General features: G+C 60.4%; 18 protein-coding genes. 11 read left to right on the forward strand and 7 right to left on the reverse strand.

All coding sequences use genetic code 11. The features are described from left to right. Positions 1-74: 74 nt before the first annotated feature. Genes HNR03_RS25230 through HNR03_RS25240 form a run of 3 tightly spaced genes read left to right on the forward strand, consistent with a single transcriptional unit; the run spans position 75 to position 4,460 of the window. Complete coding sequence (locus tag HNR03_RS25230; RefSeq protein WP_259156547.1) at positions 75-1,679, forward strand: carboxyl transferase domain-containing protein; 1,605 nt, start codon at positions 75-77, stop codon at positions 1,677-1,679. 13 nt (positions 1,680-1,692) lie between these two features. Then, on the forward strand, positions 1,693-2,505 hold the full coding sequence (locus HNR03_RS25235; RefSeq protein ID WP_222587650.1) for a gamma-carboxygeranoyl-CoA hydratase: 813 nt from the start codon (positions 1,693-1,695) through the stop codon (positions 2,503-2,505). Beyond that, positions 2,505-4,460: an acetyl/propionyl/methylcrotonyl-CoA carboxylase subunit alpha gene (locus HNR03_RS25240; protein ID WP_259156548.1), complete on the forward strand. Its 1,956-nt coding sequence runs from the start codon at positions 2,505-2,507 to the stop codon at positions 4,458-4,460. Before HNR03_RS25235 ends, HNR03_RS25240 begins: the two co-directional genes overlap by 1 nt. A gap of 39 nt (positions 4,461-4,499) precedes the next feature. On the opposite strand, the gene HNR03_RS25245 is transcribed toward HNR03_RS25240, so the two are convergent. Further along, the gene (locus HNR03_RS25245; protein ID WP_259156549.1) at positions 4,500-5,147 is read right to left on the reverse strand and encodes a LexA family transcriptional regulator; all 648 of its coding nucleotides are present in this window, start codon (positions 5,145-5,147) and stop codon (positions 4,500-4,502) included. Positions 5,148-5,276: 129 nt separating this feature from the next. On the opposite strand from HNR03_RS25245, the gene HNR03_RS25250 reads away from it, so the two are divergent. Together HNR03_RS25250 and HNR03_RS25255 are read left to right on the forward strand one after the other, a co-directional pair. Next, positions 5,277-5,618 carry a DUF6124 family protein gene (locus HNR03_RS25250; protein ID WP_222587653.1) on the forward strand — a complete coding sequence of 114 codons (342 nt, stop codon included), beginning with the start codon at positions 5,277-5,279 and terminating at the stop codon, positions 5,616-5,618. 480 nt (positions 5,619-6,098) lie between these two features. Further along, positions 6,099-7,250 carry a M14-type cytosolic carboxypeptidase gene (locus tag HNR03_RS25255; RefSeq protein WP_259156550.1) on the forward strand — a complete coding sequence of 384 codons (1,152 nt, stop codon included), beginning with the start codon at positions 6,099-6,101 and terminating at the stop codon, positions 7,248-7,250. A gap of 43 nt (positions 7,251-7,293) precedes the next feature. On the opposite strand, the gene HNR03_RS25260 is transcribed toward HNR03_RS25255, so the two are convergent. The 5 genes from HNR03_RS25260 to HNR03_RS25280 form a co-directional block, all read right to left on the reverse strand. Then, positions 7,294-7,839 (reverse strand): cytochrome b, encoded by a 546-nt coding sequence (locus tag HNR03_RS25260; protein WP_259156551.1) that lies wholly within the window; start codon positions 7,837-7,839, stop codon positions 7,294-7,296. After that, the gene (locus tag HNR03_RS25265) at positions 7,836-8,930 is read right to left on the reverse strand and encodes a catalase family peroxidase (RefSeq protein ID WP_259156552.1); all 1,095 of its coding nucleotides are present in this window, start codon (positions 8,928-8,930) and stop codon (positions 7,836-7,838) included. The genes HNR03_RS25260 and HNR03_RS25265 overlap by 4 nt, the downstream gene beginning before the upstream one ends. Before the next feature lie 122 nt (positions 8,931-9,052). Next, positions 9,053-9,817: an enoyl-CoA hydratase-related protein gene (locus tag HNR03_RS25270; RefSeq protein WP_259156553.1), complete on the reverse strand. Its 765-nt coding sequence runs from the start codon at positions 9,815-9,817 to the stop codon at positions 9,053-9,055. 54 nt (positions 9,818-9,871) lie between these two features. Then, a complete protein-coding gene (locus HNR03_RS25275; protein ID WP_259156554.1) occupies positions 9,872-11,197 on the reverse strand; it encodes a hypothetical protein in 1,326 nt (441 codons plus the stop codon). Then, positions 11,194-12,747, reverse strand: coding sequence for an amino acid adenylation domain-containing protein (locus HNR03_RS25280; RefSeq protein WP_259156609.1), 1,554 nt, complete (start codon positions 12,745-12,747; stop codon positions 11,194-11,196). Before HNR03_RS25280 ends, HNR03_RS25275 begins: the two co-directional genes overlap by 4 nt. A gap of 319 nt (positions 12,748-13,066) precedes the next feature. On the opposite strand from HNR03_RS25280, the gene HNR03_RS25285 reads away from it, so the two are divergent. After that, positions 13,067-13,573, forward strand: a complete 507-nt coding sequence (locus HNR03_RS25285) for a sigma-70 family RNA polymerase sigma factor (RefSeq protein WP_090185816.1) — start codon at positions 13,067-13,069, stop codon at positions 13,571-13,573. After that, positions 13,570-14,322, forward strand: a complete 753-nt coding sequence (locus HNR03_RS25290) for an anti-sigma factor (RefSeq protein ID WP_259156555.1) — start codon at positions 13,570-13,572, stop codon at positions 14,320-14,322. The genes HNR03_RS25285 and HNR03_RS25290 overlap by 4 nt, the downstream gene beginning before the upstream one ends. A gap of 134 nt (positions 14,323-14,456) precedes the next feature. On the opposite strand, the gene HNR03_RS25295 is transcribed toward HNR03_RS25290, so the two are convergent. After that, entirely contained in the window at positions 14,457-15,293 is an 837-nt protein-coding gene (locus tag HNR03_RS25295) for an IclR family transcriptional regulator (protein ID WP_259156556.1), read from the reverse strand. A gap of 243 nt (positions 15,294-15,536) precedes the next feature. Between HNR03_RS25295 and HNR03_RS25300 the strand changes: the two genes are divergently transcribed. From HNR03_RS25300 to HNR03_RS25315, 4 genes are read left to right on the forward strand one after another with little or no spacing between them, the layout of a single operon-like run. Then, the gene (locus tag HNR03_RS25300) at positions 15,537-16,556 is read left to right on the forward strand and encodes an ABC transporter ATP-binding protein (RefSeq protein WP_259156557.1); all 1,020 of its coding nucleotides are present in this window, start codon (positions 15,537-15,539) and stop codon (positions 16,554-16,556) included. After that, complete coding sequence (locus tag HNR03_RS25305) at positions 16,553-17,422, forward strand: ABC transporter permease (protein ID WP_259156558.1); 870 nt, start codon at positions 16,553-16,555, stop codon at positions 17,420-17,422. The genes HNR03_RS25300 and HNR03_RS25305 overlap by 4 nt, the downstream gene beginning before the upstream one ends. A gap of 6 nt (positions 17,423-17,428) precedes the next feature. Beyond that, on the forward strand, positions 17,429-18,223 hold the full coding sequence (locus HNR03_RS25310) for an ABC transporter permease (protein WP_090185829.1): 795 nt from the start codon (positions 17,429-17,431) through the stop codon (positions 18,221-18,223). Between the two features lie 7 nt (positions 18,224-18,230). Then, the gene (locus HNR03_RS25315) at positions 18,231-18,521 is read left to right on the forward strand and encodes a (2Fe-2S)-binding protein (RefSeq protein ID WP_259156559.1); all 291 of its coding nucleotides are present in this window, start codon (positions 18,231-18,233) and stop codon (positions 18,519-18,521) included. Positions 18,522-18,783: the final 262 nt, after the last annotated feature.

The raw sequence follows: 18,783 nt of genomic DNA on the forward strand, positions 1-18,783 counted from the left end.
GTTTCAAGCTGCAAGAGAACAGCTTTGACTTGCCGCTTGTAACTTGCCGCTTACAGCTGCTTACGGAGTAAGCCATGATTCTGCATACCCAGCTCAACCCTCGTTCAGCGGAGTTCGCGGCCAACAGCGCGGCGATGCTCAAACAGGTCGACGCCCTGCACACCCTGCTCGCCCAAGTGCAGCAAGGTGGCGGCCCGAAGGCGCAAGAACGCCACACCTCGCGGGGCAAATTGCTGCCCCGTGAGCGGATCAATCGCCTGCTCGATCCAGGCTCGCCATTCCTCGAAATCAGCCAACTGGCGGCCTATGCGGTCTACGGCGAAGACGTTCCGGCCGCTGGCGTGATTGCCGGGATCGGCCGCGTGGAAGGCGTCGAGTGCATGATCGTCGCCAACGACGCTACGGTAAAAGGCGGCTCGTATTACCCGCTGACCGTGAAAAAACACCTGCGCGCCCAGACCATTGCCCAACAGAATCGCTTGCCGTGCATCTATCTGGTGGATTCCGGCGGCGCCAACCTGCCGCGTCAGGACGAGGTGTTTCCGGACCGCGAACACTTCGGCCGGATCTTCTTCAACCAGGCCAACATGAGCGCCATGGGCATCCCACAGATCGCGGTGGTGATGGGTTCGTGCACCGCCGGTGGCGCCTACGTGCCGGCCATGGCGGACGAAGCGATCATGGTGCGCCAGCAAGCAACGATTTTCCTCGCCGGCCCACCGCTGGTGAAAGCCGCGACCGGTGAAGTGGTCAGCGCCGAAGACCTCGGCGGAGCCGATGTGCACTGCAAGATTTCCGGGGTCGCCGATCACTATGCCGAAAGCGACGAACACGCCCTGGCCATTGCCCGACGCAGTGTTGCCAACCTCAACTGGCGCAAGCTCGGTGAACTGCAACAACGTACGCCCATCGCCCCGCTCTACAGCAGCGACGAGTTATACGGCGTGGTCTCGGCGGACGCCAAGCAACCGTTCGACGTGCGCGAAGTCATCTCGCGGCTGGTCGACGGTTCGGTGTTCGACGAATTCAAAGCGCTGTTCGGAACCACGCTGGTGTGCGGCTTTGCCCACCTGCACGGCTACCCGATCGCGATCCTCGCCAACAACGGCATCCTGTTCGCCGAAGCCGCGCAGAAAGGCGCGCACTTCATCGAGCTGGCCTGTCAGCGCGGCATTCCGTTGCTGTTCCTGCAAAACATCACCGGCTTCATGGTCGGCCAGAAATACGAGGCCGGCGGCATCGCCAAGCACGGCGCGAAACTGGTGACTGCCGTGGCGTGCGCCAAGGTGCCGAAATTCACCGTGATCATCGGCGGCAGTTTTGGTGCCGGCAACTACGGCATGTGCGGGCGTGCCTACGACCCGCGCTTCCTGTGGATGTGGCCGAACGCACGCATCGGCGTGATGGGCGCCGAGCAAGCGGCCGGCGTATTGGTGCAGGTCAAACGCGAGCAGGCCGAGCGCAGTGGCCAGGGTTTCAGCGCCGAACAGGAAGCCGAAATCAAACAACCGATCCTCGATCAATATGAAGAACAGGGCCACCCTTACTATTCCAGCGCACGGTTGTGGGACGACGGCGTCATCGACCCGGCGCAAACCCGCGACGTGCTGGCCCTGGCCTTGTCCGCGTCGTTGAACGCGCCAATCGAACCGAGCCGCTTCGGCGTGTTCCGGATGTGATCGGGAGAAAACCATGAGCGACTTCAACACCCTTGAGCTGCTGACCGACCCGCGGGGTTTCGCGACCCTGTGGCTCAGCCGCGAAGAAAAGAACAACGCCTTCAACGCCGAGATGATCCGTGAACTGATCCTCGCGCTAGACAAGGTTGCGACCGATGCCAGCCTGCGGTTCTTGCTGGTGCGGGGGCGCGGCAAGCATTTCAGTGCCGGCGCCGACCTGGCCTGGATGCAGCAATCGGCCGAGCTCGATTACCACACCAACCTCGACGACGCGCGGGAACTGGCGGAGTTGATGTACAACCTCGCCAAGCTGAAGATCCCGACATTGGCCGTGGTCCAAGGCGCGGCATTCGGCGGCGCACTGGGTCTGATCAGTTGCTGCGACATGGCAATCGGCACGGACGAGGCACAGTTTTGCCTGTCGGAAGTGCGCATCGGCCTGGCGCCGGCCGTCATCAGTCCGTTCGTGGTGCAAGCCATCGGCGAACGAGCCGCGCGCCGTTATGCGCTGACCGCCGAGCGCTTCGGCGGTCAACGGGCACGGGAAATCGGCCTGTTGTCGGAGAGCTTTCCGGCCGTCGAGCTGGAACAGAACGTCGAACAGTGGATCGACAACTTGCTGCTCAACAGCCCCGCCGCCATGCGGGTCAGCAAGGACCTGCTGCGTGAAGTCGGCAACGGCGCACTGACCCCGGCGCTGCGCCGCTATACCGAAAACGCCATCGCCAGAATCCGCGTCAGCCCCGAAGGTCAGGAAGGCTTGCGTGCCTTTCTGCAAAAGCGTCCGCCGAGTTGGCAAGCAACCACCACCAAGGAGCCGCGTTGATGAGCGCACCTGTCATTACTTCCCTGCTGGTGGCCAACCGCGGCGAGATTGCCTGCCGGGTGATGCGTACCGCCAAGGCCCTGGGCCTGACCACCGTGGCCGTGCACAGCGCCACCGACCGCGATGCCCGACACAGCCGCGAAGCGGATATCCGCGTCGACCTCGGTGGCAGCAAAGCCGCCGACAGTTACCTGCAAATCGACAAACTGATTGCTGCCGCCAAAGCCAGCGGCGCCCAGGCGATTCATCCGGGTTATGGCTTCTTGTCGGAGAACGCCGGGTTCGCCCGTGCGATTGAAGAAGCAGGCCTGATTTTCCTCGGCCCGCCAGCCTCCGCCATCGATGCGATGGGCAGCAAGTCCGCCGCCAAAGCCTTGATGGAAACCGCCGGTGTGCCGTTGGTGCCTGGCTACCACGGCGAAGCTCAGGATTTCGACACCTTCCGCGATGCTTGCGAACGCATCGGTTACCCGGTGTTGCTCAAAGCCACGGCCGGTGGCGGCGGCAAGGGCATGAAAGTCGTCGAGGACGTCAGCCAACTGGCCGAAGCCCTTGCCTCGGCCCAGCGTGAAGCTAAATCCTCGTTTGGCGATTCGCGGATGCTGGTCGAGAAATATTTGCTCAAACCGCGTCACGTGGAAATCCAGGTCTTCGCCGATCAGCATGGCAACTGTTTGTACCTCAATGAGCGAGACTGCTCGATCCAGCGTCGGCACCAGAAAGTCGTTGAAGAAGCACCCGCACCAGGCTTGAGCCCGGAGTTGCGTCGTGCGATGGGTGAAGCGGCGGTGCGTTCGGCACAGGCCATCGGTTATGTCGGTGCCGGCACCGTGGAGTTTTTGCTGGATTCGCGCGGCGAGTTTTTCTTCATGGAGATGAACACGCGCCTGCAGGTCGAGCACCCGGTCACCGAAGCCATCACCGGCCTCGACCTGGTGGCCTGGCAAATTCGCGTGGCACGCGGCGAACCGTTACCGATGACGCAAGAGCAGGTTCCGCTGATCGGACACGCCATCGAAGTTCGCCTGTATGCCGAAGACCCGGGCAACGATTTCCTGCCGGCGACCGGACGCCTGGAGCTGTACCGCGAATCTGCGCCAGGACCGGGACGTCGGGTCGACAGCGGTGTTGAAGAAGGCGACGAGGTGTCGCCGTTCTACGATCCGATGCTCGGCAAGCTGATTGCCTGGGGCGAGGACCGTGAGCAGGCGCGCTTGCGCTTGTTGAGCATGCTTGATGAGTTTGCCATCGGCGGGCTCAAGACCAACATCAACTTCCTGCGTCGGATCATCGCTCACCCGGCGTTCGCTGCGGCAGAGCTGGATACCGGGTTCATCCCGCGTTATCAGGAGCAATTGCTGCCGGCACCTGCGGATCTGGGCGACGAATTCTGGCAAGCCGCCGCTCAAGCGTTTGCCCAGAGCCTGCCGCGCTCTGTGCGCGCCGATGATGTGAGTTCGCCGTGGAGCATCAGCAACGGTCTGCGTGCCGGTCTGCCGCGAGAAATCACCTTGCATTTAACCTGCGAGGGCCAGGACCGGGCGCTGACACTGGGTAACGTTGATGCCCACACCGCACAACTCAAGGGCGAGCAACTGCTGACCGAGCATGACGGCGTACGCCGCCAGCATCGGGCAATCCGCCGGGGCGATGTGGTGTATTTGCAATGGAACGGGGAGTTGCGTCGTATCGAGTCCTACGACCCGATCAGCGCCGTCGAAGCCAGCCACAGCCATCAGGGCGGGCTGAGCGCGCCCATGAACGGCAGCATCGTGCGCGTGCTGGTAGAGGCCGGGCAAACCGTTGAAGCCGGGGCGCAACTGGTGGTGCTGGAAGCGATGAAGATGGAGCACAGCATTCGTGCGCCACACGCCGGGGTGATCAAGGCGCTGTATTGCCAGGAAGGCGAGATGGTCAGCGAAGGCAGTGCATTGGTCGAGCTGGAAGAAGCTTGAAATGAAGATCGGTCCTACGCTCTGCGAGGACCGATCTGATTAGAATCTGGCCGTTGCCTGAACCACCACGCCAAGGATTCTGCATTCCTCGGTGTACAGGGCTTTCGGATACGTCGGATTGAGCGGGACCAGATAACGCTGCCCGCCCTCTTCGATCAGCTTGCGAAAGGTCGCCTCGTCGCTGTCTGGCCATTGGGCGATGACCAGTTTTCCAGGTTCCGGCACGATGGCCGGGTCCACCAGAATCATCATGCCTTCGGCGATGCTGATGCCGGTGGGTGCAGTCATCGCGTCGCCGACCACCACCAGCCAGAACGCCTTGCCCTGCGCATGGTAATCCGTGAGTTCAAACCGTGGCTTGCCGTATTCCGGCAGCTCACCCTCATGCAATCGGGCAGGCTCTCGCCAGCCGCTGACCGGGTATCGGAAGTACGGGTTGTACTTGTGTGTCAGCGAGACCTCATCGTCCAGCAGGACCACAGGCTCGCGGATCACCATCGCCACTTCCAGAAATTCCATCCCGAGCGCCCGCAAGACACGGTTCATGTCTTCGATGCTCGGTTGACGGCGTTTATTCAGCCAATGACCCACGCCACCCTGGGACATCCCCAGGCGGTCGGCGAGTACTTCCTGAGTGACTTTGAGCTCACTCATCTTGGCTTTGACCAACTCAATCCATTTATCCATGTGCGGCACGATACGTGGGGTACTCCGACCAACAAAACACAAATTGTAGTATTTAAATTCCGGTCACAAATACAGATCGTACTAGGATTGATTCACGGATCTGAATCTTTCACGGAGCTTGCCATCGTCATGACCAACCCCAGCAACGACTTGTCGGACCTGCAAATCGACACCACCCTAACCTCCACCAAAGGCTATGCCGCAGCGCAGCGAGCGTTGGACTATTACTTGAAACCAGCTGTGTCAGAGGCGGCCGTCGAGGAGCGTTTCTTCGACGTGAAACCGGACATCAGCGCAGAAGAAGCACTGGTTCATGCCTCGGACCTGTTGCGATGCGCAGCGGCCACCGCGTACGAATCAGCCAACAACCTGAATGGCGCGAGCCGTGACCTGGCGTTTTCAACGGTGCACATGATCGACATGGCCAAGGCGATGATAGATCGGTCTCTGCAAGGCGCTCAGGCGCTATGAGACGGACTTGCCTGATCAGAGGCGGGAAAGAATTTTCCAATCGAGCAGATAAAATCATTTGACTTGCAAACGAGAATGATTATTATTGCATGCAGCTGGTCGCGAGATCAGTGGATGGTCAAGAGACCTTAGGTCGGTCTTCTGGACTATCTCCTCATCAGGCTAATCACGGTTTTTGACCCGGCTCTTTTGCCGGGTTTTTTTTTGCCCGTTATTTTGACGTTGGCTTCAGTTAAATGAAGACGTTACGTGCAGTAAATTCGAATGGGCGATTGATAGCGAAAGAACACACATCAGCGAAATAAGCCCGGTATCATTGACCGAAACTTATGAAAAATAGCACTTGAGAATCGATTACACAGTCTCTAAGCTGCGTCAGCGTCAAGGAAGACGCCCCCCCTTTTGCGCCCCACAATTTCCCCGGTATTTCCCTTCCCAGCGTGTAAAGTATCAGCCATAAATCATATTCAGGAATCGACTATGAGCGTGGCCAAATCTTCCTTCGACATCAGCGCCAACTTCGACAGTGGCAACATTGAAGTGCTGGACATCAGCAACCCGTTGCAAGCATTGCTGGCCATCAAGCCGGACACCCGCAGCCAACACTTCCAATGGTTTCACTTCAAGGCCAGCGGTCTGCACGTCGGTCAAGAGCACTGGTTTCGCCTGAACAATGCCAGCAAGTCTTCGTACAACAAGGCTTGGGATGGTTATCAGGCGGTAGCGTCCTACGACCACGTCAACTGGTTCCGCGTGCCGACCATCTTTGAAGGCGACTGCCTGCGTTTCAGCCTTGAAGCCACGGCCACCCACGCCTGGTTCGCTTACTTCGAACCTTACAGCCGAGGCCGTCACGACTGGCTGATCGAACAGGCGCTGACCAAGGCCGGCATGGAACTGCTGGCCACAGGCAAAAGCGTAGAAGGTCGAGACATTCAGTTATTGCGCAAAGGCACCGGCACCGAAGGTCGGCGCAAGATCTGGATGATCGCCCAGCAACACCCCGGCGAACACATGGCCGAATGGTTCATGGAGGGCGTGATCGAACGCCTGGAACGGCAAGACGATGCTGTGCTGAACAAACTCCTGGCCAGCGCCGATCTGTATCTGGTGCCGAACATGAACCCCGACGGCGCCTTCCACGGCCACCTGCGCACCAATGCGATGGGCCAGGACCTGAACCGTGCGTGGCAGAGCGCTAGCCCGGAAATCAGCCCGGAAGTGTGGTTTGTTCAGCAACAAATGGAAAAATACGGCGTCGATCTGTTCCTCGACATTCACGGCGACGAAGAAATCCCTTATGTGTTCACCGCTGGTTGTGAAGGCAACCCGGGCTATACGCCGCGGATTGAAAAACTCGAAGAGCATTTCCGCAATCACCTGAAACATCAGACCAAGGACTTCCAGACCAAGCACGGTTACACCCGTGACGAGCCGGGCAAAGCCAACATGACGCTGGCCTGCAACAGCGTCGGCCAGAAATTCGATTGCCTCTCGCTAACCCTGGAAATGCCTTTCAAGGACAACGATGACGCGCCAAATGCGCTCACCGGCTGGTCGGGCAAGCGCTCGAAGCAACTGGGCAAGGACGTACTGACGACCGTTGCCGAGATGGTCGACACCCTGCGCTGATCGACCTCGATGGCTGCATGCCGGGCATGCAGCCATGACTCACTCAGACGCGATCCTTTCCTCTCAACATGCTGTCCAGCACATCGTCGCGACGCACCCAGCCGTGAAACAACGCGGCCGCCAGATGCACCAGCACCGTCAGAAACAGCAGATATGCCAGATACCGGTGAGACTTGCGCAGAAACGCAAACACCTGCGCATTGGCGGGCAGGATCGACGGCAACTGGATCGAACTGCTCAGCATCACCGGGTCGCCGGCGGCTGAAATCATCGCCCAGCCCAGCAGCGGCAAAATCAGCATCAGGGCGTACAACAAGACATGCGAGGCCTTCGCCGCCAACACTTGCCAGCCTGGCAGGTCCGCCGGCAGCGGCGGTTGCTGCGTGGAGAAACGCACCACCAGCCGCACAATCACCAACAATAGAATCGCGACACCCAAAGGCTTGTGCAGATGGATCAGCCATTCATGTCGTTCGGACACCGAGGCCACCATGCCCGCACCGATAAACAGCATGGCAATGATCATCAACGCCATCAGCCAGTGCAGCAGTCGCGCCAAAGGAGCGAAATGATTCGGTTGAGCGCTCATTGTTGAGCCTCCTGTTTAGCGGCAGGCAACTGGTTGACTTCACTGGTACGACGCAAGTAGGAACTGGCGTAACCGGCTGAACGAGCTGCGAGCAGCGGGTCGTCGGACCCTTCTATACCGGCAGGCAGCACGAGCGGGTCGTAATTGATATCTCGGCACTCACCATTGAGTTGCGGCTGGGTGCTTTCCAGAACCAGGGTGCCGGCGTTCAGGACCTTGCGGCCATCGGGCCAGGCCTTGCTGGCGTCGTTGACCGGGTCCCCGGGGTTGGCCAGGGTGATGTTCAATTGCCAACGCAATGGGCCCGCGGCAATGCGCTGCACCAGGTCTTTCTCCAGAAAGTCGCCGCCCTCCGGCGCCGTTGCGCCGGCTGCATCCTTCGCCACCGGCACCATGCTCCAGCGCACCGCTTGCCGCTGTCCGGCGGCGTTCACCAGGTAAAACGCATTGACGCTGTTATAGGTTTCCGTCACGTAACTGGCTGACGGTTTGGCCGTCTTGATCCACGCCAGAAAGGGTGCGGCTTCCGGATGCGCACCGAAGAACGCCGGCACAGCGGCAGGATTGGGCTTGCCGGTGGCCGGATCGGGTGACTGCGCCTGCTGCAATTGGTAGAACGCTTCGGGCGTGCCCACCGGGAACACCGGCATGCTGTTCATCCCGGTGCGCCACTGCTGACCATTGGCCTGGGTGAAGCGCAGCGCCATGCTTCGAATCGGCACGCTGTTGTCCGGCGCGTAAGGATTGCCGGCCGGCAGCGCGAATCGCCCCACCACCGGGGTTCGGGCTTCATTGAACACCTGAGCACTCGAATAGCTGCGGGCCTCGCCACTGCTCTCGAAATGCCCGATCACGCACACGCCTTTGGAGTGGTTCCGTCGGAAGCCGGGGTGCACGCCATTGTTGGTTTCCAGCACATTGATCAGCTTTTTCGGCGTCAGGCGCTGTGGGTCGAGTGTGCCGTTGACGTAAGCAAATGCCCCGGCGATGGCGGCGACCACCACAGCAATGCCAGTCAGTCGCAACGTCAGGCTCGCGGCACTCAGCGGTGGCCGGGAGGGCCCGGTTGGCGGTGTTGAGCGATCAACCATGAAAAACTCCAGGGCCGTAGGCCGCAGGGGGAAGGAGCTATGAGACGAACGTCACGTAGGATTATTCCCTCTGAACTGTAGTTTCTTTCAAAGCAACGCGTGCGACGAATGCCCTAACCCCGTCAGACCTGGTTAAAACACGCCTCACGCTTATCCAGAAAAGCCTCCATGCCTTCTTTTTGCCCGGGAGTGGAAAACAATCCATGAAAGCTCCTTCGCTCGAACAACAAGCCTTCGCGCAACCCGAGTTCCAGCGCGCGATCAACGGCTTCGCGAGCGGCCACGGTGGCGCTTTTGGCGAACCCGGCGATGGTGTGCGCCGCCGCCATGGATTGTTCGAGCAGATCAGCTGCGTCTATCACTCTGGATACCAGCCCTGCCCGCTCAGCCTCATGGGCCGACATCGAGCGCCCCGTCAGGATCATGTCCATGGCTTTCGATTTACCGATCAGGCGCGTCAGGCGCTGGGTGCCGCCCATCCCGGGCATCACACCCAACTTGATTTCCGGTTGGCCAAATCGCGCGGTATCGGCAGCAAAGATCAAATCGCACATCATGGCTAACTCACAACCGCCGCCAAAGGCATAACCGGCGACAACCGCCAGCTTGGGCGTCCGTAAAGCAGCAAAGGCTTCCCACTCGGCAAAGAAGTCTTCATGGACCATGTCCAGGTAGGACTTTTCGCTCATCTCCTTGATGTCGGCGCCGGCCGCGAAAAAATCCGCCGTTCCGGTAATGACAAAACACCCCACCGACGGATCCCTGTCCAGGCGTTGCAGGTGGTCCAGCAGTTCGCGCATGACCTCGTAACTCAGTGCATTGCGCGCTTGCGGACGATTGAGACGAATCAGGACGACTCGATCATGACGTTCGATCAGTGTGTACATGGTGACCTCATTAAATAATGTCGAATACTTGGATGGCGGGCGCTCACGTACGCCTCAGGAGTCCCAGATAGCGCCGTAGGCCGCAATGCCCCGTCCTTCCATTTCCTCGACCACCCGCTGAGTCAGCGCCTGATTGGAAATGCAGATCACCGCCTCTGCTCCGAACGTTTGAACCGCGTCATAGGCCAGTTGCACCAGGTCAGGTTTGCCGAGCAGGTCGGTGTCCCAGATCAAGGCATCGGGCTCGGCCCGCAGGATTTCCTCGACCAGTTCGTTACCGTAGGTTTTTCGTGGACTGCGGGTCGACCAGATCAGACGTATCGGAACTTGTCTGGCCAGCAGATGGGGAAGCACCGGGCCGATGCCACTGCCGGTGGCGATGTACACCACCGATTTGAACAAGGTTTCGATGTGCGCAACGCCGGCGGTGGTGATGCCCTTGACCCAGACGTGGGTCGGCAGCTGTTCGATAAACTCGCCGGTCCAGTCTCCTGCTCGGGAAATAATCAGGCGGAAACCGGCCTCTCCCGGGGTGGGAATGTTGGCGAACGAGTGCCATTCCAGAAGCGGATTGAGACTGATGGCATTGGACGAACCTGCAAATGGCGTGACATGCCCGAACCGGGCAATCACTGCATGAGGTGAAGTTCTGATCAATTGCACCGGCACTTTGCGCAAACGCATCCACGGCAGGGCAATACTGAAGGTCAGCCCCACCAGCATCCAGAATGGCACCGACGCCACCAGCACTTCCGGCAACGGCGATTGCGGGTTCTGATCCTGGGCAAACAGCAGCGTCGAGACCCAGAACAGCACGAGCGCTGTCCAGCCACCGAAGCGGTGTGTGCGTTCGAACCCATTGTGAAAGCGCGCGCGAATCCGTGGATGAGCCATGATCGCCACCGCCAACAAAACGCCCAGCAGCCCGCCGTTCACCCACAGAAGCGCGGGTGAAACACCGCCCAGGCTCTCCATCCAATGCCAACTCAATGAGCCGAGTAACGCCACGAACCAACCAATGGCCGCCAACGCTGCGCCACTGTGCAGTCCACCGAAGTGATACACCTTGGCCAGCGAGCGACGAACCGCCAGCGGCCACGAGGTGGGAGCCCGGGTTGCCAGCCAGAACAGCAGATTGATGATGTATTGCTGGCGAATCAGAATGGCCATCGACAGGTTCGCCAATACCAGCCCGGCTAATGTTTCCAGTTCAACACCGGAGCGTGTCCACCATTGCCCGGCATTCAGCCCGTGCAGCAGCGCGGCACCATTGAGTCCCAGTACCAACGCCACAAGACGGTTGTAATGGGAAAACATCGGCAGCGTTCCAAGCCGTCGCCACAGTGCTCGCTTGGCGGGTAAACCGCGAGCGGCGCTCATGCGCTCACCACAGGGGCTGTGCTGGTGTCAGACCCGGCCTGATGCGCCAATGCCATGTCCAGCAGCAGTCGCTTGTCGACTTTGCCCCGTGATGTCAGCGGAATAACGTCCAGGGCGATGATCAACGAAGGTACGCAATAGTAGGCAAGCCGCTCCTCGCAGAGACGTCTGGCCTCATCGATATTCGTCGTCGCTGGACTGACAAAGGCCACCAGATGGCGATGGTCGAGTTTTAGCGTCACCGCCCGCTCGCAGGCGTCGCACGACTCCAGCACCGCGGAAACACTGTCGAGCTCAACGCGAAAGCCGCGCACCTTGACCTGATCATCGACGCGCCCCAAGTGCTCAAGATCGCCTTGTGCTGTCCAGCGTCCCAAGTCGCGCGTGCGAAACATCATACGGCCCTGACCGAGAAATGGATCGGGGCGATACCGTTCGGCAGTCAGTGCGGCATTGCCCAGATAGCCCGCCGTCACACAGACGCCGCCAGCCCACATTTCCCCTTGTTCCCCGACCGCACAGGGTTGACCGGCTTCATCGAGTACGTACACGGTATTGTTCGGCGTAGGTTTGCCAATGGTCAGTGCCTCTCCAACCCGATAGCACTGCATGGTATTGACGATGGTGGTCTCGGTCGGGCCGCAGGCATTGAAGAATGTGCAGAACGACGACCAGCGATCAGCCAGGGGTTGCGGGCATGGCTCCCCGGCAACCGCCACGACTTTGACCTGCTGGCAGCGCGCCGGATCGAGGGTGCCGAGAATCGATGGCGTGGCGATCAGCACATCGCATTGCTCGGCGGTCTGATCAATGTCCTTGCCACGGATCATCAATGTCGCGCCGTGGGCCAGGCAACCGAGCGTCTCCCAAGCGGCCATATCGAAAGCGATGTTCAGAATCTGCCCGACTTTCATCCCAGGCTTCATGCCGAGGTTGCCAGGTTCGGTCAGCAGGATATTGCAGACATTGCGGTGGGTGACCCGAACCCCGTTGGGCAATCCGGTGGTACCGGAAGTAAACAGAACGAAGCAAAGTTGATCCGGGGTCGACGACAGCGAACCGGCCACGTTCACTTCGTCTGAGAGGATTGACGGCAACCTCATGAACTCATCGAGGCAAATGCAGTGCTGCGTTGGCGTCAGGGGAAGCCGTGATTGAAGACTCGACAGCGTCAGCACCACACGTGAATCGGCAACCTGCATGATGTGGCGCAGTTGTGGCGCGGGTGTAATGCCCACATGCTGAGGGATGTAGGCCGCGCCCGCTTTCAATACGGCCAACATCCCCACCAGCATGGGGATCGAGCGCTCTACAAACAACGCAACGTGATCGCCTGGTTTGACACCTTGGCTGATCAACAACCCAGCCAGTCGATTGGCCTGCCTGTTCAACTCGTTGTAGGTAATGGTTTCCCCCTGCCAATGGGCAGCAATCGCTTGGGGGCTGGTCGCGGCTTGCGCTTCAATGGCGTGATGGATCAAGGAAAACGCTGGCGTAACCGTCGGCCCATGACCGAATGGCTGCCAGCGATCCTGATCAACAGGTGACATCAGCAAAGGGGTACAAGCCAATGCCGGCTTCAGTGTTTTTGCATGTTCTTGCATATCGAAAATCTCATCGGGCTCAATGTGAAAGCGCACATCCGGCGATGCTGTCGGGCCTGTTGATCAGGCTGGCCGAGTGCCGTTTGCGCTTGCTGTGAGGGTTGAGCCGCGACGCGTGATGCCATTACAGGGATGACAACCATCGGAGAAAAGTCCTACAGGAACTCACGATGGGATTTTCTTTTCCGGCAGAGGGAATAATCTGCTGTGACCGGCGTCTTCCTTGTCACTGCCGCCCTTCACAGACAGAGACACGCCCCTTTTCATGAACGAAATCGACGAACAGTTGCGCGAAATAATTCCAAGGCTTCGGCGCTTCGCCGTGTCGTTGACGCGCAACCCCAGCAGCGCTGACGATCTGGTGCAGTCGAGCCTGGAACGAGCCCTCTCGAGTTGGGGCGACAAGCGTCCCGAAGGCGACTTGCGCGCCTGGCTGTTTTCGATCCTTTATCGACAGTTTCTCGACGCCCACCGGCGCTCCCGGCGTTACGCGCGCATGCTCGAATTCTTCACTGGCCGTGACGATGCGCAGCCCTCAGTCGAACGCACCGTGATGGCCCAATCAACGCTGCAAGCCTTCGATCAACTCACCACCGAGCAGCGCGCGCTGTTGCTCTGGGTGTCGGTGGAAGGATTGAGTTATAAAGAGGTCGCTGTCATTCTCGACGTCCCCACCGGCACCGTGATGTCCCGCCTGTCCCGCGCCCGCCAGGCCTTGCGCCAACTCAGCGACGGCGAAATCACCAGCCCTTCTCTGCGGATACTCAAATGATCAGCATGCCCCCGAGCGAGCGTGACCTGCACGCCTACGTCGACCACCAACTCAACGACGCTGACCGGCGCCTGGTCGAGACTTACCTGGCCAGCAGCCCTGAAGTGGCCGCGCAAGTGCGCGCCTGGCAGCAGGACGCCCAACAACTGCGCGCGGCCATGAGCGGCGCCTTGCATCACACAGCCAACCCCGAACTCGACCCGGCGCTGATACGCCAGCGCCTCAAACGTCAGACACGCCGACATCTGGCCAGCGCTGCCGTGCTGTTGATCGCGGTTGGTGTGGGCGGATTGAGTGGGTGGCAGGCGCGGGAAATGACGCTGGTCAGCGCTTCGGCGCCGATGACCGATGCGATGCAAGCCTATCGCTTGATTGCCCAGCAAGGCATCCTGCCAGCGGACTATAAGGTCAGCGACGACGGTGACATGCAAGGTTGGCTCGACCGTTATTTCTCTCGAGCCAATCGCCTGCCGGATCTGTCGGACTCAGGTTTCAGACCGGTCAGTGGCCGGTTGCTCAGCACCGAGCAAGGGCCGGCGGCGATGGTTGTTTATGAGGATCAGAGCGGCCACAAGATCAGCTTCTACGTGCGTCCGCCCGGACCGAAGAACAACCTGCTGCCTCGGGGCAGTCGCAGCGATGGCGAATTGCAGGCCGAGTACTGGTCTGGCGCCGGTTACAACTACGCGATGGTCAGCCCGAGTAACCTGCCGGCGGCGCAGAGGCTCAAACAAACTGTCCAGTTCTGACTCCAGATACTGATCGTTCCCACGCTCCGCGTGGGAATGCAGCCCAGGACGCTCTGCGTCCCCCGCATTGGACGCGGAGCGTCCAGTGAGGCATTCCCACGCAGAGCGTGGGAACGATCAACTTGTCACCGTGTTCACCCCTGCCCAAACACCTGCGAAGGCCTGCGCAGCAGCGGATCAAACGGGTTGATTCGCGGCCCGATCAGCGCCGCTTCGCGCTTGAGCATCTCGACCACGGTCGGCAGACGATCCGGCCCCAATCGGTCACTGACCGTGGCCACACTCAACGCGGCCACCGCCCGCCCTTCGCGATCCAGAATCGGCACCGCCACCCCAGCCATGCCTTGCAGCACGCCCGTGTTACGCCCGGCGTAACCCAGCGTGCGCACATTTTCGACCTCCGAGCGCAGGAACACCTCGTCGTACAGGTGAAAATCCTTGAGCCGCGGCAAGTTGTAGTGAATCACCGTCTCGCGCTCCTCCTGCGGCAGAAACGCCAGGATCGCCAGGCTGCCCTGCCCCACACCCAGCGCCACCCGACCGCCGATATCGCCGGTAAACGTGCGAATCGGAAACGGTCCTTCGCTGCGGTCCAGGCAGATCGCATCAAAACCGCTGCGCGCCAGTAAAAACAACGAATCCCCCAAAGACGCCGACAGCCGCAGCAACGATGGGCGCACCAGTTCGCGCAGATTACCGGTGTTGCCGGCGCGGGCGGCCAAGGCAAAGAACTCCAGGCTCAGGCGATAGCGTTTGCTGCGCGCATCCTGCTCGACCATGCCCTCATCCATCAGGCTGCGCAGCAAACGGTGCGTCGTCGGTTGCGACAAACCGATGCGCTGCGCGAGCTGCGTCACTCGCTCCCCGCCCTCGACGGAGTCACCCAGGCTGCGCAGCACCGCAAACAATCTGGAGACAGCGCCGACACCGACTTCATTTTTGTTTTCATTCCGTTCATCGGAATCAGTCATGGAATTTCTCGACAATAAATTTACTCACTGAATGAAACTGAAAATAGTCATCGCTTCAGTGAAATAGGCCATTGAGCCATCCTAGTCTTCGTCCTACTCTGCGTCCAGACAGGGGCGATTCGAACAACAGCGGCAGCCGACTGAAGTCGAGCGCCAACGCACCCAGCAAGATCTTTTCGTATCTGCCCATACAAAAAAGCGCGCCTTCGGGCGACGCATAACAATCTCAGGTGGAGCGCAGTTATGGCTTTTGTGCAACTTGAAGGACTCGGCAAACGTTACGGCGAGATCGACGCCGTCGTCGCCACCAACCTCTCGGTCGAGAAAGGCGAGTTCGTCTCCCTGCTCGGCCCCTCCGGCTGTGGCAAAACCACCACCTTGCAGATGATCGCCGGCTTCGTCGAAGTCAGCAGCGGACGCATCATCCTGGACGGCCGCGACATCACCCATGCCAAACCCGCCAGCCGTGGCTTGGGGGTGGTGTTCCAGAGCTACGCGCTGTTCCCGCACATGACCGTCAAGGACAACGTCGCCTTCGGCCTGCGGATGCGCAAAGTGCCCACGGCCGAGTTGCAGCAGCGGGTGGATCGGGTATTGAAACTGGTGCGCCTGAACCAGCATGCCGAGCGTTACCCGCGCGAGCTTTCCGGCGGCCAGCGCCAGCGTGTGGCCCTGGCCCGAGCGCTGGTGATCGAGCCACCGGTGCTGCTGCTCGATGAGCCGCTGTCGAACCTCGACGCCAACCTGCGCGAAGAGATGCAATTCGAGATCCGCCGCATCCAACGTGAAGTCGGGATCACCACGCTGATGGTCACCCACGACCAGTCCGAAGCGTTGTCGATCAGCGACCGCGTGGTGGTGATGCAGGCCGGGCGCATCACCCAGATCGACGCGCCCTACACGCTGTATGAGCACCCGCGCACCGAGTTCATTTCCGGGTTCGTCGGCAAGGCCAATCTGCTGCCTGGCGAACGTGACGGCGCTGGCGTGGTTCAAGTGAACAGCGGCGGCGAACTGACCTTGAGTCTGCGCCCCGAAAAAATCGATTTGCGGGAAAAAGGCCAAGGCCGTTTGCAAGGCCACATCGTCAGCCGCTTCTTTCTCGGCAGCCAATGGTTGTATGGCGTTTCCACGCCCCTGGGCGAACTCAGCGTGGTGCGCCGCAACGATGGTTCGGCGCCCTTGAACGAAGGCACGGCCGTCGGGCTCGACTGGGATGCGACACTGCTGCGGGTGCTGACCGTCGACGAGGTGCCGGCATGAGCACGCTCGCCGCCATTCGCCAGGGACGCCAAGGCTATCTGTTGTCGGCACCAGCCCTGGCGTTGTACATCAGTCTGCTGGCCATCCCGCTGCTGTTGACGCTGGTGCTGTCATTCAACGTCTTCGACTACAGCTCGGGCATCAACGGCGACGCCTATACCTTGGGTCACTACAGCAGCTTGCTGGGCGATCCGTACTTCTACGAAATCTTCCTGCGCACGATGTGGATCAGCGCCCTGACCACCTTTCTTTGCGTGGTGATCGGCGTGCCCGAGGCCTACATCCTCAGCCGCATGGGCGCGCCGTGGCGCTCGATCTTCCTGATTCTGATCCTCACCCCGCTGCTGATTTCGGTGGTGGTGCGCGCCTTCGGCTGGAGTCTTTTGCTCGGTGCCGACGGCCTGGTCAACCAGACCTTGCAAGCGTTCGGCGGCTCACCGATGAAGCTGTTGTACACGCCGTTCGCGGTGGTGATTGCACTGGTTCACGTGATGCTGCCGTTCATGATCATTCCGGTCTGGACCTCGCTGCAGAAACTCGACCCCGCCGCGGAACAGGCCGCGATGTCGTTGGGCGCCAGCCACTTCACCGTGATGCGCCAGGTGGTGTTGCCGCAGATCATGCCCGGCGTGTTGTCCGGCACCTTGATCGTGTTCGGGCTGGCGGCCAGCTCGTTTGCCATTCCCGGCTTGCTGGGCGGGCGTCGAATCAAGATGGTCGCCACGCTGATCTACGACCAATACCTGTCGGAGCTCAACTGGCCGATGGGCGCTGCCATCGCTGTCGCGCTGTTGCTGCTCAACCTGCTGATCATGCTGTCGTGGAACCGGATGATCGAAGGCCGCTACAAGAAGTCATTGGGATAACTCATCATGTCCAAGAACGGTCCTTTCGCCCTGCTGTTCCATACCCTGGTGGTGCTGTTCATGCTGGCGCCACTGGTGGTGGTGTGCCTGGTGGCCTTCACCCCGGAAAATACCCTGAGCCTGCCGACCACCGAGTTTTCCTTGCGCTGGTTCCGTGCGGTGTTCGAGCGTGCCGACTTTATCGATGCGTTTTACAACAGCCTGATCCTGGCGTTCTGCGCCGCCAGCCTGGCGACGTTGATCGCGGTGCCGGCGGCATTGGCGATCACCCGCTTCGAGTTTCCCGGACGGGATTTTTTCAACGGGCTGTTCCTGTCACCGATCATCATTCCGCACCTGGTGCTGGGCGTTGCATTGCTGCGTTTGTTTGCACTGATGGGCGTCAACGGCAGTTTTGCCTGGCTGATCTTCGCCCATGTGCTGGTGATTACACCGTACGTGTTGCGCCTGGTGCTGGCCTCGGCCATCGGCCTGGACCGCAGCGCCGAACACGCCGCGCAATCGCTGGGTGCCGGACGCTTCACGCTGTTTCGGGAAATCACCTTGCCGATGATTCTGCCGGGGGTTGCCGGAGGCTGGCTGCTGGCGTTCATCAACAGTTTTGACGAGGTCACGCTGTCGATTTTCGTCACCTCGCCAGCCACGCAAACCCTGCCGGTGCGCATGTATGTGTACGCCACCGAATCCATCGATCCGATGATGGCGGCGGTGTCGGCCCTGGTGATTGCGCTGACTGCGCTGACCATGATTTTGCTTGATCGGGTCTACGGCCTGGATCGGGTTCTGGTGGGTAAACAATGAGGGCGCCATGGCTCTGCTGAAACGACTGGCCGAAGGCGACCGCCCGGCCGTGACCTTTACCCTCGACGGCCAACCGGCCAGCGGGTTGCTCGGTGACACACTGCTGACGGCGGTGCTGACCAGCAGCGAACACCTGCGCGGCAGCGATTTCAGCGCCCAGCCCCGGGCCGGTTTCTGCCTGATGGGCGCCTGTCAGGACTGCTGGGTTCGACTGGGCGATGGCCGACGCGTGCGCGCCTGCTCGACGCAGCTCGAACCCGGCCAGCACATCACCCGCGAACCGGGACGTACCTTATGAACAAACATTCCATCTGCAGAAACCGGATCCCCTGTGGGAGCGAGCCTGCTCGCGATAGCGGTCTGTCTGCCAGCGCATTCGTTGAATTTAACGCCCTCATCGCGAGCAGGCTCACTCCCACAAGGGGTCTGCGGCGGGCACAAAAATCAGCTGCCACCCCCATCAACTGTGGGAGCGAGCCTGCTCGCGATAGCGGTCTGTCTGCCAGCGCATTCGTTGAATTTAACGCCCTCATCGCGAGCAGGCTCACTCCCACAAGGGG

Source organism: Pseudomonas sp. JAI111 (assembly GCF_024809425.1).
Taxonomy (GTDB): domain Bacteria; phylum Pseudomonadota; class Gammaproteobacteria; order Pseudomonadales; family Pseudomonadaceae; genus Aquipseudomonas.

Excerpts from the sequence above, each read along its gene's own strand:
- HNR03_RS25230 (WP_259156547.1), top strand. The coding sequence starts at position 75 with ATGATTCTGCATACCCAGCTCAACCCTCGTTCAGCGGAGTTCGCGGCC.
- HNR03_RS25235 (WP_222587650.1), top strand. The coding sequence starts at position 1,693 with ATGAGCGACTTCAACACCCTTGAGCTGCTGACCGACCCGCGGGGTTTC.
- HNR03_RS25240 (WP_259156548.1), top strand. The coding sequence starts at position 2,505 with ATGAGCGCACCTGTCATTACTTCCCTGCTGGTGGCCAACCGCGGCGAG.
- HNR03_RS25245 (WP_259156549.1), bottom strand. The coding sequence starts at position 5,147 with ATGGATAAATGGATTGAGTTGGTCAAAGCCAAGATGAGTGAGCTCAAA.
- HNR03_RS25250 (WP_222587653.1), top strand. The coding sequence starts at position 5,277 with ATGACCAACCCCAGCAACGACTTGTCGGACCTGCAAATCGACACCACC.
- HNR03_RS25255 (WP_259156550.1), top strand. The coding sequence starts at position 6,099 with ATGAGCGTGGCCAAATCTTCCTTCGACATCAGCGCCAACTTCGACAGT.
- HNR03_RS25260 (WP_259156551.1), bottom strand. The coding sequence starts at position 7,839 with ATGAGCGCTCAACCGAATCATTTCGCTCCTTTGGCGCGACTGCTGCAC.
- HNR03_RS25265 (WP_259156552.1), bottom strand. The coding sequence starts at position 8,930 with ATGGTTGATCGCTCAACACCGCCAACCGGGCCCTCCCGGCCACCGCTG.
- HNR03_RS25270 (WP_259156553.1), bottom strand. The coding sequence starts at position 9,817 with ATGTACACACTGATCGAACGTCATGATCGAGTCGTCCTGATTCGTCTC.
- HNR03_RS25275 (WP_259156554.1), bottom strand. The coding sequence starts at position 11,197 with ATGAGCGCCGCTCGCGGTTTACCCGCCAAGCGAGCACTGTGGCGACGG.
- HNR03_RS25280 (WP_259156609.1), bottom strand. The coding sequence starts at position 12,747 with ATGTCACCTGTTGATCAGGATCGCTGGCAGCCATTCGGTCATGGGCCG.
- HNR03_RS25285 (WP_090185816.1), top strand. The coding sequence starts at position 13,067 with ATGAACGAAATCGACGAACAGTTGCGCGAAATAATTCCAAGGCTTCGG.
- HNR03_RS25290 (WP_259156555.1), top strand. The coding sequence starts at position 13,570 with ATGATCAGCATGCCCCCGAGCGAGCGTGACCTGCACGCCTACGTCGAC.
- HNR03_RS25295 (WP_259156556.1), bottom strand. The coding sequence starts at position 15,293 with ATGACTGATTCCGATGAACGGAATGAAAACAAAAATGAAGTCGGTGTC.
- HNR03_RS25300 (WP_259156557.1), top strand. The coding sequence starts at position 15,537 with ATGGCTTTTGTGCAACTTGAAGGACTCGGCAAACGTTACGGCGAGATC.
- HNR03_RS25305 (WP_259156558.1), top strand. The coding sequence starts at position 16,553 with ATGAGCACGCTCGCCGCCATTCGCCAGGGACGCCAAGGCTATCTGTTG.
- HNR03_RS25310 (WP_090185829.1), top strand. The coding sequence starts at position 17,429 with ATGTCCAAGAACGGTCCTTTCGCCCTGCTGTTCCATACCCTGGTGGTG.
- HNR03_RS25315 (WP_259156559.1), top strand. The coding sequence starts at position 18,231 with ATGGCTCTGCTGAAACGACTGGCCGAAGGCGACCGCCCGGCCGTGACC.